At 72.9% G+C, this 14,999-nt stretch carries 12 protein-coding genes; 8 read left to right on the plus strand and 4 right to left on the minus strand.

The features are described 5' to 3' along the window. Positions 1 to 9: 9 nt before the first annotated feature. On the minus strand, positions 10 to 1,314 hold the full coding sequence (locus AAH991_RS03220) for a poly(ethylene terephthalate) hydrolase family protein (RefSeq protein ID WP_346224206.1): 1,305 nt from the start codon (positions 1,312 to 1,314) through the stop codon (positions 10 to 12). 1,039 nt (positions 1,315 to 2,353) lie between these two features. After that, complete coding sequence (locus AAH991_RS03225) at positions 2,354 to 3,037, minus strand: DUF1707 SHOCT-like domain-containing protein (RefSeq protein WP_346224207.1); 684 nt, start codon at positions 3,035 to 3,037, stop codon at positions 2,354 to 2,356. A gap of 130 nt (positions 3,038 to 3,167) precedes the next feature. Between AAH991_RS03225 and AAH991_RS03230 the strand changes: the two genes are divergently transcribed. The 6 genes from AAH991_RS03230 to AAH991_RS03255 all read left to right on the plus strand — a co-directional run bounded on the left by AAH991_RS03230 (position 3,168) and on the right by AAH991_RS03255 (position 10,784). After that, complete coding sequence (locus AAH991_RS03230) at positions 3,168 to 4,730, plus strand: ankyrin repeat domain-containing protein (protein WP_346224208.1); 1,563 nt, start codon at positions 3,168 to 3,170, stop codon at positions 4,728 to 4,730. A gap of 96 nt (positions 4,731 to 4,826) precedes the next feature. Further along, positions 4,827 to 6,473 carry an isovaleryl-CoA dehydrogenase gene (locus AAH991_RS03235; RefSeq protein WP_346224209.1) on the plus strand — a complete coding sequence of 549 codons (1,647 nt, stop codon included), beginning with the start codon at positions 4,827 to 4,829 and terminating at the stop codon, positions 6,471 to 6,473. Between the two features lie 88 nt (positions 6,474 to 6,561). Then, entirely contained in the window at positions 6,562 to 6,990 is a 429-nt protein-coding gene (locus AAH991_RS03240) for an OsmC family protein (RefSeq protein ID WP_346224210.1), read from the plus strand. A 114-nt stretch (positions 6,991 to 7,104) separates the two neighbouring features. Continuing rightward, entirely contained in the window at positions 7,105 to 9,222 is a 2,118-nt protein-coding gene (glgX, locus tag AAH991_RS03245; protein WP_346224211.1) for a glycogen debranching protein GlgX, read from the plus strand. Positions 9,223 to 9,390: 168 nt separating this feature from the next. Next, a complete protein-coding gene (locus AAH991_RS03250; protein WP_346224212.1) occupies positions 9,391 to 10,482 on the plus strand; it encodes an AzlC family ABC transporter permease in 1,092 nt (363 codons plus the stop codon). Then, the gene (locus AAH991_RS03255; RefSeq protein ID WP_346224213.1) at positions 10,479 to 10,784 is read left to right on the plus strand and encodes an AzlD domain-containing protein; all 306 of its coding nucleotides are present in this window, start codon (positions 10,479 to 10,481) and stop codon (positions 10,782 to 10,784) included. Before AAH991_RS03250 ends, AAH991_RS03255 begins: the two co-directional genes overlap by 4 nt. Before the next feature lie 96 nt (positions 10,785 to 10,880). On the opposite strand, the gene AAH991_RS03260 is transcribed toward AAH991_RS03255, so the two are convergent. Both AAH991_RS03260 and AAH991_RS03265 read right to left on the minus strand, forming a co-directional pair. Then, positions 10,881 to 11,990, minus strand: coding sequence for an ATP-dependent DNA ligase (locus AAH991_RS03260; RefSeq protein WP_428833929.1), 1,110 nt, complete (start codon positions 11,988 to 11,990; stop codon positions 10,881 to 10,883). Continuing rightward, the gene (locus AAH991_RS03265) at positions 11,974 to 12,711 is read right to left on the minus strand and encodes a pyrimidine reductase family protein (RefSeq protein ID WP_346224214.1); all 738 of its coding nucleotides are present in this window, start codon (positions 12,709 to 12,711) and stop codon (positions 11,974 to 11,976) included. Before AAH991_RS03265 ends, AAH991_RS03260 begins: the two co-directional genes overlap by 17 nt. Before the next feature lie 189 nt (positions 12,712 to 12,900). Between AAH991_RS03265 and AAH991_RS03270 the strand changes: the two genes are divergently transcribed. Beyond that, positions 12,901 to 13,749 (plus strand): SAM-dependent methyltransferase, encoded by an 849-nt coding sequence (locus AAH991_RS03270; RefSeq protein ID WP_346224215.1) that lies wholly within the window; start codon positions 12,901 to 12,903, stop codon positions 13,747 to 13,749. A gap of 311 nt (positions 13,750 to 14,060) precedes the next feature. Continuing rightward, complete coding sequence (locus tag AAH991_RS03275; protein WP_346224216.1) at positions 14,061 to 14,981, plus strand: tyrosinase family protein; 921 nt, start codon at positions 14,061 to 14,063, stop codon at positions 14,979 to 14,981. The last annotated feature ends 18 nt before the right edge of the window (positions 14,982 to 14,999 follow it).

A 14,999-nucleotide genomic window follows, 5' to 3' on the forward strand; every position in this document is an offset into this window, starting at 1 on the left:
CGGAAGGGTTCACGGGCTGGTGCACGTGATGGAGGGCATCGACGGCGTACCGGTGCCGAGGAAGCCGAACGTGCTCGAGCCGGACGCGGGGATCGAGCCGTTGTACGAGGCGTTCGTCACTCTGACGGCGGAGCCGTTGACGCTCAGCGTGCCGTTCCACACCTGGTTGATCGTCTGGCCGCCGCTCAGCGTCCAGCCGACGGTCCACCCGTTGATCGCCGAAGTGCCCGCCGTCACCGTCACCTCGCCCTGGAAGCCCCCGGACCAGGAGTTCACCGTACGGTAGCTCGCCGTGCAGGCGCGCGACGCCGACGGGCTGGCGGACGGCGACGGCGACGGCGAAATCGGCGGGCTTGCGGACGGCGACGTGGACGGGCTGGCGGGCGGGCTGGCGGACGGCGACGTGGACGGGCTGGCCGACGGTGACGACCCGCCCGGCGGCACGTACGGGCACTTGCTCCGGTACATCGAGACGTTGGCGGAGTCCGCCAGTTGCGGGCACAGGAACTGGGTGTACCGGGTGTCGTCGTCGAGGAAAATCTTCAACCAGGGGATCAGCACCCGCATCTCGGTGGTGTTCGCGCGGGTCGCGAACAGGTGGTCCACACCGGTGATCTCCACCCACGCGCTCGGCGTCGAAGCCGGGATGGTGGTGTACAGCCCGTTGAGGTAGGACCGTGTGACGGTCGTGTCCCTCTCGCCCGAGATGAACATCGTCGGCACGCGGTCGTTGTACAGGCTGTAGTCCCCGACCGGCGAGCCGGGCGCGAGTCCGACCGCGGCCTTCAGCGTGGGCCGCCGGAGCAGCGCGGACAGGACGCCTGCCCCGCCCGCGGAATGGCCGACCACCGACAACCGGTTGGGGTCGACCCGGTCGCGCACCGCGCTGCGCTGGGTGAGGTAGTCCAGCGCGGCGAGCAGCTGGGTTCCCCGGGCGTCCGCGCTGTCGGTGCGGCTGTTGGTCTCGATCCCGATCACTACGAAGCCGAAGGACGCGAGCCAGGGGCCCATCCACGCTTCCTCGTTGGCGAACAGGGCGGAGTAGCCCGGCACGATCGCGACGCCGCCGAAGGTCCCCTGACCGGTGTCCGTCGGGTAGTAGATCACACCGCTGCCGAAGCCGTTCCCGGGCGGCACGCTGATCTGCGCGGTGGCGAACGTCCCCCGGGTGGCCGACACGCTGGCCAGGGTCGGGTTGGGACCCCGCTGATAGGGATTGTCGGCGGCCGATGCCGCGTGAGTCGCGATGGTCATCGAGAGCAGCCCGAGAACGGCCACCGTCGCGGCCGTCACGCGGTGCATCAAGCGGTGCATCAAGCGGCGTCCCCGGCCGGGCGGCGGCCCGAGTGCGTCGGCGGCACCATACAGAGATTCGCTCACATGTCTTCGCACCGTTGTGTTCCTCCTCGTCAGACTCTGACATCAGCCGGCTCGGCGGCCTGGCCGGCGGCCGCGGTCACCGCGACGGCGACGCCGTGGAATCCGCCGGCCGGCACTGCGGATCGGCTCAGGAGCCGGCAGCGGCTCGGAGCCGTCGGGCGGCTCCGGCCCGGTAGCGCGCTGCCGGGTCGCGGTCCGCTTCCCGCACCCCGCACTTCGCCGAGGGTCCGGCCGTCGCTGGACAGCTCGCGGAAGAACGTGCGGGGATTTCGCCGAGGGTGGACCCGGCGGGGTCCGGCGGCCCTGCCGGTGTGGGGGTCGGCCCGGACCGCCGGCGATATGGCCGTCGGATGGTGCCGGGCCCCGCGGCCGGCGCCTCTGCTGCGGGTACGTGACGTCCCGGCTGCGAAAGGTGATGCGTACCGGCGCTGTCGGGCGTGCCGATCCGATGTGGGGAGACGCCTCGCCGGCCGGGACCTGTCGCGACGGCCGCGCACCGGCGGCTCCTGCTTCCGGCGCCGCAGGCGAATGACCTTCCGGCTCGGGAGCCCCGGGCCGGGAGGAGCACCGTTCCGTGGTGCGCTCGGGTCGTACGGCGCCCGGTCACGCGCGTGACGTCTCGTTGTTAGCGCTCACATTTTGTCTGCCGGTCGAGCCCCTCTCCGCCGGGGTGGACAGCGGTGGTGTCGGGCGGAGCAAACACGAGGTCAAGCGCCACTGTCAAGCGCCCGGCGTACGGGTTCGCGTCGCCCCATGATTGCGAGCGTGGGCTGACTGGGCGTTAGCGTGAGGCCGCCCGCCGAAGCGGCGTCTCCCACGGTGAAATTTTCATCATGCTTCCTCGCCCGGGGCACAACTGGAGGGCATGTCAGGGCGGCGCTCCCGCCCCTTGCGCGGCGGCGCGCATGCCGCCTCAGAGCGAGCCGGACCAGAGCGAGCCGGACCAGAGCGAGCCGGACCGGGGCGGCCCGGATTAGTGCAGGCCGTGGCGACCGCGGTCGGGCAGGTCGTATCCGCCGTGGCCCGGGCGCTGCCGGCGCTCCTGCCACCACTCGCTCCAGGCGAACCAGCCGCGCTTGATCGGGTCGGCCCGGGAGTCTCCGATGATCTTCACGTCGCCCATGAGCACGTACGCCGTGACCTTGACGACGGGGGCGGACTGGCCGCGCGGGGCCTCGACCACCTGAACCTTCTTGTCCCCCAGGATCGTGACTCCGGACAGCTCGACGTCGACGCCGTCCGGCACGATGATCTTGACGTCGCCCATCACGCACGTGGCGACGATGTCCACCTCACGCCCGCGCACCTCGGCCTCGCGCAGGTCGAGGACCACGTCGCCCATCACACAGACCGCGCCGATGCCGTCGTCGATCCGCCACGTGCCGGTCCTCTTGGCGTCGCCCAGCACCGCCACGATCCACTTGCGCGCCCTGCTCCCCCGGGCGGCCGGCGCCACGGGAGCGGAGACCGGGGCGGCACCCGGCAGGTCGGCGGTGATCTGGGCGAGCTCGCCGTGGGTCTGCGCCAGGTAGGCGGCCTCGGTACGCTCGGTCAGTTCGGCGAGGGTCAGCCGTCCCTCCGCGGACGCCACCCGCAGCCGCTCCACCACGGACTCGCGTTCGGCGTCGGATGCCCGCATTCCACCCGGATCAGTCACGCCCATCACCGTATCCCGGCCGGCGCCGCTCCCCTATCCTCCTCGGGAACGATCCCGGAACCCTTCCAGGGTGCGGCGGGAGGACGATCCCTGACGACGACGCCGCCCGGGGCTGTGTGAGCATGGAATCGTGACCCGCAGCAGGTTGCTCGAGGCGATAGCGGGAGGGGACGTCGCGCGGGTGGCGGCGATGCTGCACCCGGACACCGCCGTGAACCCCGCTCAGGGAACGACGCCGCTCTACCGGGCGGCGGTCGCCGGTCACCACGACATCGTCAGGCTGCTCCTGGAGTACGGCGCCGACCCCGACCGGCCGAGCGGAGGGCACGAGGAGGGCCTTCCGCTCTGCGCGGCGGCGTGCTGGGACCACGCCGAGACCGTGCAGGCGCTGCTCGACGGCGGCGCCGACCCCGACGCGGCGGAGGAGGGCGGCTGGACGGCCCTGCTGTGGGCCGCGGCCAACGGCAACCTCGAGTCGGCCGACATCCTGCTCGACGCGGGGGCCGACCCCGGCCGGGCCGACGACGACGGCGACACCCCGCTGACGCTGGCCGCGATCTTCGGGGCGTACGGGATCGTCTGGTCCCTCCTCGAACACGGCGCCGATCCGTCCGCGCCCGGCTGGGACGGCGCGACCCCGCTGGAGATCTCCTCACGGCTCGCGGCGGCGGATCTCGAAGCCATGCTGCGCGAGGAGGTCTCCGCGAGGGTGGAGGGCGAGCACACCGTGCTGGTGGCGCACGGCTCCGCGCCGGACGGCACCCGGCGGGTCACGGTCGAGGCGCGGGGCGCCGACGGCGGCTACTCGATCACCCGCCAGCGCGGCCACGCCGCCGTCGCGACGGTCCTGGAGTCGGCGCTCGGCCTGCGGCCGTCCGCGGACGTGCTGCTCAGGCGGGTGCTGCCGTACCGCGACCTGGACGAGGACGACGAGACGTGGTGGGCGGCCGTCCACGCGCTGCAGTCCCGCCACGACGAGGAGACGTTCCTCGCGCTGACCCGGCTGTGCGAGAGCGACGACCCGGTGGAGCGGGAGTTCGGCGTCGACGTGCTCGCGGAGTTCGGCCAGGAGACACGGCCCGGCCGGGAGAGGGTGGTCGGTCAGGAGACGGGAGTCGGCCAGGAGACGCGGCCCGGCCGGGAAACGGTGATCGGCCGGGACGCGGGGCGCGCTCCCTACCGGGACCGCACTCTGGCGATCCTCCGCGACATGGCCCGGCACGAGAGCGAGCCGGCGGTCGTCGAGGCGCTGCTGCACGCGTTCGGCCACCACGCCGACGAGCGGGCGCTCCCCGAGGTGCTGGACATCGTCAACAGCCCGGGCCGGAAGCCGACCGTCCACGACCCCGTCGCGCTCGCCGCGGTCCTGCCGCCGGACGACGAGGACGGGCTGGCCACGCTGATCCGGCTGAGCGAGTGCCCCGACGACGAGGTGCGCGACTGGGCGACGATGGGGATCGCGGGCCTGGCCGCCGACAGCGCCCGTATCAGGGAGGCCCTGACCACGCGGCTGGCGGACCGCGATCTGACGACGGTGGCCGAGGCCGCGCGGGGCCTGGCCGGGCGCGGGGACCGGCGCGCGCTCGACGGGATCCACCGGGTGCTGTGCGAGGCGGGGGCCGACCAGGACTACGCCCGCGATCTCGCCCTGGAGGCGGCCCAGGAGCTCGGTCTGGAGATCTCGGGCGCCTGACCGGACCCGGATCCCGCCCGGTGTTTGTCCCGGCCGCCCGGAGTGTTGAGATGGAGTCCCGGCAATACCGGACTCCCCGCATCGTGGACGTCCCGGATGGACGATTCCCGGCATCGACCGCAGGAGGACCCAGTGACCCACGAGGTGACCAACCAGGTGCCCCCGCTGACCGGCCACGACGTCTCGGCCGATCACGCGCTGCTGGAGGGGCTCGCCAGGGAGGGGGCGGACTGGGCGACCGGAGAGCTGCGACAGCTCGGCCTGCTGGCCGGCTCGGCGAAGGCGCAGGAGTGGGGGCGGCTGGCCAACGAGCACCCGCCCGTCCTGCGCACCCACGACCGGTACGGCAACAGGATCGACGAGGTCGAGTTCCACCCGGCCTGGCACGAGCTCATGGCGGTCGCGGTCGAGAGCGGTGCGCACGCCGCGCCCTGGACGTCGGCACGGCCGGGGGCGCACGTCGCCAGGGCCGCCAAGTTCTTCACCTGGTCCCAGGTCGAGGCCGGGCACGGCTGCCCGATCTCCATGACGTACGCCGCCGTGGCCGCGCTGCGGCACTCGCCGTCGCTGCGGGCGGAGTGGGAGCCGCTGCTGGCCTCCCGGACGTACGACTTCGGGCTGCGCCCGCCGCAGGACAAGCGGGGCGTGCTGGCCGGGATGGCGATGACCGAGAAGCAGGGCGGCTCCGACGTGCGGGCCAACACCACGCGCGCCGAGCCGCTGGGCGACGGCAGCTTCGCCCTGACCGGCCACAAGTGGTTCAACTCCGCCCCGATGTGCGACGTGTTCCTGGTGCTGGCGCAGGCCCCGGGCGGGCTGTCGTGCTTCCTGCTCCCCCGCGTGCTGCCCGACGGCACCCGCAACGCGGTGCGGCTGATGCGGCTGAAGGACAAGCTCGGCAACCGGTCGAACGCCTCCGCCGAGGTCGAGTACGAGGGCGCCGTCGCCTTCCTCGTCGGCGAGGAGGGCCGGGGCGTCCGCACGATCATCGAGATGGTGAACATGACCAGGCTCGACTGCGTGATCGGCTCGGCCGCCGGCATGCGGTACGGGCTGGCGCAGGCGCTCCACCACGCCCGCCACCGCACGGCGTTCGGCCGGACGCTGGCCGAGCAGCCGCTGATGCGCTCGGTGCTCGCCGACCTGGCGCTGGAGTCCGAGGCGGCGACCACGCTCATGACGCGCCTGGCGGGGGCGACCGACCGGGCGATCCGGGGCGACGCGGCCGAGGGCCTGTTCCGGCGGGCCGCGCTCGCCGCGGCCAAATACTGGGTGTGCAAGCGGGCGCCGGTCCACGCGGCCGAGGCGCTGGAGTGCCTCGGGGGCAACGGCTACGTCGAGGAGTCGCAGATGCCCCGGCTGTTCCGCGAGTCGCCGCTGAACGGCATCTGGGAGGGCTCGGGCAACGTGGCCGCCCTCGACCTCATGCGGGTGCTGGCCAGGGAGCCGGAGGCGGTCGAGGCGTTCTTCGCCGAGGTGGCGGCGGCCGGGGACAGACGGGTCGCCGACGCGGCCGAGCGGGCGCTCAAGACGCTCGCCGGCGCGGGAGAGGCCGACGCGCGCCGGGTGGCCGAGGAGATGACGCTGGTCCTGCAGGCGTCCCTGCTCGTACGGCACGCCCCCGCCGCGGTGGCCGACGCGTTCTGCGCCTCGCGCCTGTCCGGCGACTGGGGACGCGCCTTCGGCACGCTGCCGCCGGGCCTCGACCTCGACGCGATCCTCGACCGCGCGGCGCCGGCGTGAGCCGACCGGCCATGCCGGTGAGCCCGGCGCACCGGCGGCGGCGTTAAGGTCACTGTGGATAGGCTCCGCTTACTGAAGGGATATCGCCATGGCGACCACTCGTACCGCGACGACGCAGTGGAAGGGCGCGCTGCTCGACGGTTCGGGCACCGTTTCGCTCGACTCCTCGGGGGTCGGCACCTTCGACGTCTCCTGGCCCTCCCGGGCGGAGGAGGCCAACGGCAAGACGAGCCCGGAGGAGCTGATCGCCGCCGCCCACTCCTCGTGCTTCTCGATGGCCCTGTCCAACGGCCTGGCCAAGGCGGGCACGCCGCCGCAGTCGCTGGAGACCCGCGCGGACGTGACCTTCCAGCCGGGTGAGGGCATCACCGGCATCGTGATCTCCGTCCGGGGACAGGTGCCCGGCATCTCGGCCGAGGACTTCCAGCAGGCCGCCGAGACGGCCAAGGCGAACTGCCCGGTGAGCAAGGCGCTCGCCGGCACGACGATCAGCCTCAAGGCCGAGCTCGTCGGCTGAGCGTCAGCGGGAGCCCCCGCCGGACCCGATCCGGCGGGGGCTCCCGCGTTCCCGCGCGAGAGCAGGGGGCGTCGCGGGTGCACGATTCGCCCCGGCAGTGGAGAATGAGGTTACATGCGCGAGGTTTGGCCTGGAGAGCCCTACCCGCTCGGCGCCACCTGGGATGGTGTGGGCACCAACTTCTCGGTGTTCTCGGAGGCGGCCGAGCGGGTCGAGCTGTGCCTGTACGACGACAACGGCGGGGAGACCCGCGTCGATCTGCCCGAGGTCGACGGGTTCGTCTGGCACGGGTACGTGCCGGGGATCATGCCCGGACAGCGGTACGGCTTCCGCGTGCACGGGCCCTACCGGCCCGAGCACGGGCACCGGTGCAATCCGTCCAAGCTGCTGCTCGACCCGTACGCCAAGGCGATCGAGGGCTCGGTGCGGTGGAACCAGTCGCTGTTCTCCTACCAGTTCGCCGACCCCGCCCGGCTCAACACCGAGGACTCCGCGCCCTACATGCCGAAGAACGTGGTCGTGAACCCGTTCTTCGAATGGGGCAACGACCGGCCGCCCCGCACGCCGTACCACGAGACGGTGATCTACGAGGCGCACGTGCGCGGCCTGACCATGCGCCATCCCGCCGTCCCGGAGGAGCAGCGGGGCACCTACGCCGGGCTCGCGCACCCGGCCGTGATCGAGCACCTCCTGTCGATCGGGGTCACGGCGGTCGAGCTCATGCCCGTGCACCAGTTCGTGCCCGAGCACTTCCTGGTGGCCAGGGGGCTGACCAACTACTGGGGCTACAACACGATCGCCTACATGGCGCCGCACAACACCTACGCCAGCTCCGGGCAGCGCGGGGAGCAGGTCCAGGAGTTCAAGGCGATGGTGCGCGCCCTGCACGAGGCGGGCATCGAGGTGATCCTCGACGTGGTCTACAACCACACCGCCGAGGGCGACCACATGGGTCCGACGCTGGGCTTCCGCGGCATCGACAACGTCGCCTACTACCGGCTGCGCGAGGAGGACCGCCGCTACTACCTCGACTACACCGGGTGCGGCAACTCGCTGAACGTCCGCTCGCCCCACGCGCTTCAGCTGATCATGGACTCGCTGCGCTACTGGGTGCTCGACATGCACGTGGACGGTTTCCGCTTCGACCTCGCCGCCGCCCTGGCGCGGGAGCTGCACGACGTGGACCGGCTGAGCGCGTTCTTCGACCTCATCCAGCAGGACCCGGTGATCTCGCAGGTCAAGCTGATCGCCGAGCCGTGGGACGTCGGCCCCGGCGGTTACCAGGTCGGCAACTTCCCGCCGCTGTGGACGGAGTGGAACGGGAAGTACCGCGACTCCGTGCGGGACTTCTGGCGCGGCGCCTCCCAGACGCTGCCCGAGTTCGCCTCGCGCCTGGCCGGGTCGAGCGACCTGTACGCCAGCAGCGGCCGCCGCCCGGTGGCCTCGATCAACTTCGTGACCGCCCACGACGGGTTCACCCTCACCGACCTCGTCTCCTACGACCACAAGCACAACGAGGCCAACGGCGAGGGCAACCGCGACGGCACCGACGACAACCGCTCCTGGAACTGCGGCGCCGAGGGCCCGGTGGAGGACCCGGCGATCGTACGGCTGCGCCGGCGGCAGCGGCGCAACCTCCTCGCCACGCTGTTCGTGTCCCAGGGCGTGCCGATGCTGCTCGCGGGCGACGAGTTCGGCCGCACCCAGCACGGCAACAACAACGCCTACTGCCAGGACAACGACGTCTCCTGGATCGACTGGTCGCTGCTGCGCCAGGAGGACGACCTGCTCGAGTTCGTCCGCCGCCTGGCCGCGTTACGGCGGGCGCATCCCGTCTTCCGGCGGCGCCGGTTCTTCCACGGCCGCACGGTCGGGGGCGGCAGCAGGGACATCGTCTGGCTCACGCCCTCGGGCGCCGAGATGACCGACGGCGACTGGCACACGGGCTACGCGAAGTCGCTGGGGGTGTACCTCAACGGCGACGCGATCGGCGAGCCCGGCCCGCGCGGCGAGCGGATCAGGGACGAGACGTTCCTGCTGCTGATCAACGCGCACCACGAGAGCCTGACGTTCGCCCTTCCCGGCCCGGAGCTGGGGGCCGCCTGGCGTCCCGTCCTGGACACCGCCGACGAGAGCGTCCGCGACGACCCGTACGCCGAGGAGAGCCTGCCCGCCGGGGCCAAGGTCTGCGTCGCCGACCGGTCCATGCGGATCCTGGTCCGCGCCGGCTGATCCACGCGGCCCCGCGCATGGGTGACCGGCGCGCCCGAAGCCGATGAGGGCGAAGCGGAGCAGGCTCCCGGGCCCTCCATGGACCCCGTACGAGCGAGAGCGGTAGGGACGAACGCGGCATTGACCCCCATAGGGGACTATCCCGCCCAGTTCGTTACGCTCAAGCGGGTGACCAGGACATCAGTGCAGGCCGGCCTGCCGCCGAAGCCCCGGGCGGCGGTGGTGCGGGACGCCCTCGGGGTGGGCACGGCCGTCGGCCTGTCCGGCTTCGCGTTCGGCGTCACCTCCGCGGGCGCGGGGATGAGCGTCGCGCAGACCTGCGTGCTGTCGCTGTTCGTGTTCACCGGGGCCTCCCAGTTCGCGCTGGTGGGCGCGCTCGGCACCGGCGGGAACCCGCTCGCCGCCGCGGCCGGGGCGCTGCTGCTCGGCGTCCGCAACGCCTTCTACGGGCTGCGGCTGTCGCAGTTGCTGGGGCTGCCCGCGGCGGTCCGTCCGTTCGCCGCGCAGTGGGTGATCGACGAGACCTCCGCCGTGGCCCTGGCCCAGCCCGACCGGCGCCTCGCCCGGCTCGGGTTCACGGTCACCGGGGCCAGCCTGTACGCCGGCTGGAACATCACCACGTTCCTGGGCGCGCTGGGCGCCTCCGCGCTGGGCGACCCGGCGGCCTGGGGGCTCGACGTCGCCGGTCCGGCCGTCTTCCTCGCCCTGCTCCTCCCCATGCTCCGGGGCCGCTCCACGGCGGCATCCGATGCTGCCGGGACCGATGCTGCCGTCCCCGGCGGCGTTGCGGACCAGCGGCCGATCGCGACGACGGGCCCGGCGGGCACGGGTACGTCCGGGGGCACGGCGAGGAGCACGGTAGGAAGCACGGTAGGGGGCACGCCAGGAGGCACGCCAGGAGGCACGGCGAGGAGCACGGCCTTCCCGTGGCAGGAGGCGGCGGTGGCGGCGCTGGCCGTCGTGCTGGCCCTCGCCTGCGTGCCGTTCGTCCCCGCGGGCGTGCCGGTGCTGGTGGCCGTGCTCGCCGCACCGGCCGTGCTGGCCGTGTCCCGGCTCCGTGCCCGCCACAGTTCCCGCCGCTCGCCCCGCCACAGTTCCCGCCGCTCGCCCCGCCACAGTTCCCGCCGCTCGCCCCGGCTCAGTGCCGGCCACAGTGCCGGCCACAGTGCCGGCCACAGTGCCGGCCACAGTGCCGGCCACAGTGCCGGCCACAGTGCCCCCCGCAGTGCCCGCCGCTCGCCCCGAGGAGAACGCCGATGATCTGGGCCGCGATCGTGGTCACCGCCGCCGGGTGCTACGCCGTGAAGCTGCTCGGGCTGTCGGTCCCGGCGGCGGTGCTCGAACGACCGCTCGTACGCAGGCTGGCCGCGCTGGTGCCGATCGCGGCGCTGGCCGCGCTGATCGCCCTGCAGACCTTCGCCGACGGCCGCACGCTCGTCGTCGACGCCCGGGCCGCCGGGCTCGCGGCGGCGGCCGTCGCCCTGCTGCTGCGCGCGCCGTTCCTGGTGATCGTCGCGGTCGCCGTCGTCGTCACCGCCGCCGTCCGCGCCCTCACCGGCTGACCCGCCGCGCCGTCCGCGCCGTCCGCGCCGCCCGCGCCGGCCGGGAACCGGGCCGTCCGCCACCCGCGTGGCGCGGCCGGCGCCGCGGCAGGACGGTCAGCGGGCGAGGATCTTGTCGAGGTCGTAGCTCACCGGGCGGTCGAGCTGGTCGTAGGTGCAGGACGCGGGAGTGCGGTCCGGGCGCCAGCGGCGGAACTGGGCGGTGTGGCGGAACCGGTCGCCCTCCATGTGGTCGTAGGCCACCTCGACCACCCGTTCGGGCCGCAGCGGGATGAACGACAGATCCTTCTTGGCGTTCCACCGCGACACGGCGCCGGGCAGGCGCTGGCCCTCGGCGCCGCCCGCGGCGACCTCGGCCCAGTGCCCCCACGGATGCTCGCTCAGGTCCCGCACCCGGTACGGCGCGAGCTCCTCGACGAGTTCCTCACGGCGCTTCATCGGGAACGACGCCGCGACGCCCACATGGTGCAGACGGCCGTCCGGCGAGTAGAGCCCGAGCAGCAGCGACCCGACGACCGGGCCGGACTTGTGCTCGCGGTAGCCCGCCACCACGCAGTCGGCCGTCCGCTCGTGCTTGACCTTGAACATCACGCGCTTGTCCGGCGTGTACGGCTGGTCGCCCGGCTTCACGACGATGCCGTCGAGGCCGGCGCCCTCGAACGCGTCGAACCACTCGGCGGCCCGGCCCTCGTCCCGGGTGACCGGCGTGAGCCGTACGGACCGGCCCGCGCCCGCCAGCGCCTCCTCCAGCCGGGCCCTGCGCTCGGAGAACGGGGCCTCCATGAGGTCCTCGGCCGCGGTGGCGAGCAGGTCGAAGGCGACGAAGGACGCGGGCGTGTTCTCGGCCAGCAGCCGCACCCGGGACTGCGCGGGATGGATGCGCTGCTGCAGCGCGTCGAAGTCGAGCGACTGTCCCCTGATCAGCACGATCTCGCCGTCCACGACGCACTTGGGCGGCAGCTCCCGTTTGACGGCCTCGACCAGCTCGGGAAAGTAGCGCGTGAAGGGCCGCTCGTTCCTGCTGCCCAGGAAGACCTCGTCGCCGTCCCGGAAGACGATGCAGCGGAAGCCGTCCCACTTCGGCTCGTAGTAGAGCGTGCCGTCCTGCTTCGGCAGCGCCTTGACGGCCTTGGCGAGCATCGGCGCGACCGGCGGCACGACCGGCAGTTCCAAGTCGGGGATCTGCGGCTCAACCGGCTGCTTCATCCTGCGCCTCCCTGATGTATCGGCAGAAGAGGAAGCCGTCCTCTTCGAGCACCTGGGCGAGGGTCAGCGGCGTGTGCGATGCGACGCCGTCCAGTATGCGCGCGGCGTCGCCGCCGGTCAGCAGCGGGCTCACGGTCAGCGCCAGCTCGTCGACCAGGCCGGCGGCGGCGAGCTGCGCGTTCACCCGGGGGCCGCCCTCGCACAGGACGCGGCCGAGCCCCCGGTCGCGCAGCTCGCTCACGGCGGTCGCGAGATCGACCGCCTCGTCGCCCGCGACGATCAGGTCGGCCCTCCCGGCCGCCTCCTCGCGCCGGTCCTTCGGCGCCGACTCCGTCGTGATCACGATCGTGCGGGCGTACGGCTCGGCCTCGGTGAACAGCGGGGCATCGAGGTCGAGGTCGAGGCGGCGGGTGACGACGGCGATGGGCGGCGCCGGGTGCCTGCCCTCCCGCAGGGCCCGCCACGACTCGCGGGGGCGGGCCGGGCGGTATCCCTCCGTGCGGACCGTCGCGGCCCCGGCCAGCACCACGTCGGCGAGGCCGCGCAGCAGCCCGAAGATGCGCTTGTCGGCCCGGCCGGACAGTCCCTCCGAATGGCCCTCCACCCAGGCCGCGCCGTCGGCGCTGGCCACCATGTTCAGGCGCAGCCAGTGGTCGCGCGGGTAGGCGTAGGCGGCGGGGATGTCCGGCTCGTCCTCGGAGTAGGGGTGGATGCGGCGCACGCTTCCTACAGTGGCACACCACACCGACAAGACCGCCCGCGACGCCCGCCTTCCCACCGCTTCCCTTCCGGCTCCCCGTCCGGCTTGGTCCGCCCGTCCGGTTTCGGCGGTTCGCCCCATTCGCCGGACGGCTTTGCCATGCGATGGCAAAATGATCAACAAACCACCGGGGACGGGGAGGCGCGGGCCATGACCCAGTACGACGAGTACAGCGAGTACGGCGAGTACGGCGAGTACGGCGAGGCACCCTCGGGCGTCGATCCGAACACTCCGAGCGTCGCGCGAATGTACGACTACTTCCTGGGCGGTAAGGACAACTTCGAGGCCGACCGCGAGGCCGCGAAGAAGCTGATCGCCCTCGTGCCGAACCTGCCCGAGTTCGCCCGGGCCAACCGCGAGTTCCTCGGCCGCGTCGTCCGGTTCCTCGCCGAGGAGGGGATCGACCAGTTCCTCGACGTCGGCGCAGGGCTGCCGACCCAGCAGAACGTGCACCAGGTCGCCCAGGCCGTGGCCCCGCAGGCCCGCGTCGTCTACGTGGACAACGACCCGATCGTGCTGGCGCACGGCCGCGCGCTGCTCGCCGGCAGTCCCGGCGCCGTCGTCGTCCGGGGCGACATCAACGACCCGGAGGCGATTCTCGGCGACCCGGACCTGCGGGCGCACCTCGATCTGTCCCGGCCGGTCGCCGTGCTGATGCTCTCGGTCCTCAACGTCGTACCGGACGACGCCCGGGCGGAGGCCATCGTCGCGGCGTTCCGCGCGGCCATGGCGCCCGGGAGCTACCTGGTCGTGTCCCACGGATACACCGGCGAGGTCGGCAGCGCGACCGACCGGGAGGTGCGGGAGGTGTACCGCGGGTCGAGCGCGGGGTCGTCCAAGCCCCGCGACCACGCGCAGATCGGCGCCTACTTCGACGGGCTGGAACTGCTCGAACCGGGGATCGTGCCGGTGGCCGCCTGGCGGCCGGAGCGGGAAGCGGAGGCCGAGATCGACCTCAGCCGCCCGAACATCCTCGCCGCGGTCGGACGCGTTCCCTGAGCCGGTTCCCGAAGGCGCTCCCGCGGCCGTGTCCGGGCGGCGGCTCCCGCCCGGACGCCTCGGCCTGCTCGGGGAAAGCAGAGCGTGAGGGGCCGTCCCGGCCCGCGGCCGGTCCGTCTCACGGCCGACCTCATGGCCGGACCCCATGCCCGGCTTCATGGCCGACCTCATGCCCGACTTCATGGCCGACTTCATGGCCGACCTCATGGCCGACACGGCGCCAAATGCACGGTCCCCGCGGCCGCACCGTTCTAGTCTTTCCGCCCGTCGGAACAGGCCACGGGAGCCGATGGTATTCGGGGGGCGGACATATGCGGGGGCCGAGCAGGCGGGACGTGCTGGCGTCGGCGGTGTGGGGCACGGCGGCGATCGCGTTCGGAACGCGCGGGACGGCGGCGTACGCGGACCCAGCCCGGCCGCAGGCCGGGCTACGAGCCGGCGATCTGACCATCCGCCGGCGGGCCGGCGACATGACTGCGGCGCAGTGGGCGGCGTTCGTCCGGGCGGTGCACGCGCTCAAGTCGCGGGGAACCTACGACGCGCTGGTCCGGACCTACGCGGACGGCTTCGCGGCCACCCACGCCAACGGCTTCTTCCTGCCCTGGCAGCGCAGATACCTCCTGCACTTCGAGCGGGAACTGCAGCGTGTCGATCCGGCCGTGTCCGTGCCGTACTGGGACTGGCCCCTCGACGGCCGGGCGCCGGCGCGCTCGGCGATGCTGTCGAAGGAGTATTTCGGAGGGAACGGCAGTGCCGCGCGCGATCACGCCGTGCTCGACGGCGCGTTCGCCGGATGGACGGCCAAGATCCCGCGGGCGCATCCGCTTCGGCGTTCCTACGCCGACGGCGCGACGATTCCCCCGTGGGCGACCTCCGAGGTCATCGGGAACATGCTGAAAAATCCGGATTTCCAGGTGTTCAACATGCAGTTGGAGATCCACATAGGAGCGGTGCAGATGGGCATCGGGGGCGACCTGGCCCAGCCCGCCGCCCCGAACGACCCGCTGTACTGGGTCGTCGCCTGCTTCGGCGACCTGCTCTGGCACATGTGGCGCTCCCGCCATCCCGGGGCCCCGACCCGGTCGGCGTACGGGAACGTCACCGAGGAGAGCGGGCTGCCGCGGTACGGCGACACGGTCGCGGACGTCCTGGACATCGAGAAGCTGGGCTACCGCTACGACGCGGCGTGGCCGCGCGCACGCCGAACGGCGAGGTTGCCCCGCCCCCGGTGAGGGCCGGGGCCGCACGCG

Source organism: Microbispora sp. ZYX-F-249 (assembly GCF_039649665.1).
Classification (GTDB): Bacteria; Actinomycetota; Actinomycetes; order Streptosporangiales; family Streptosporangiaceae; genus Microbispora; species Microbispora maris.

What these genes read in the sequence shown, in the direction of transcription:
- AAH991_RS03220 (WP_346224206.1), bottom strand. Translation starts at nt 1,314, where the DNA reads ATGCACCGCTTGATGCACCGCGTGACGGCCGCGACGGTGGCCGTTCTC.
- AAH991_RS03235 (WP_346224209.1), top strand. Translation starts at nt 4,827, where the DNA reads ATGGACGATTCCCGGCATCGACCGCAGGAGGACCCAGTGACCCACGAG.
- AAH991_RS03240 (WP_346224210.1), top strand. Translation starts at nt 6,562, where the DNA reads ATGGCGACCACTCGTACCGCGACGACGCAGTGGAAGGGCGCGCTGCTC.
- glgX (WP_346224211.1), top strand. Translation starts at nt 7,105, where the DNA reads ATGCGCGAGGTTTGGCCTGGAGAGCCCTACCCGCTCGGCGCCACCTGG.
- AAH991_RS03255 (WP_346224213.1), top strand. Translation starts at nt 10,479, where the DNA reads ATGATCTGGGCCGCGATCGTGGTCACCGCCGCCGGGTGCTACGCCGTG.
- AAH991_RS03260 (WP_428833929.1), bottom strand. Translation starts at nt 11,990, where the DNA reads ATGAAGCAGCCGGTTGAGCCGCAGATCCCCGACTTGGAACTGCCGGTC.
- AAH991_RS03270 (WP_346224215.1), top strand. Translation starts at nt 12,901, where the DNA reads ATGACCCAGTACGACGAGTACAGCGAGTACGGCGAGTACGGCGAGTAC.
- AAH991_RS03275 (WP_346224216.1), top strand. Translation starts at nt 14,061, where the DNA reads ATGCGGGGGCCGAGCAGGCGGGACGTGCTGGCGTCGGCGGTGTGGGGC.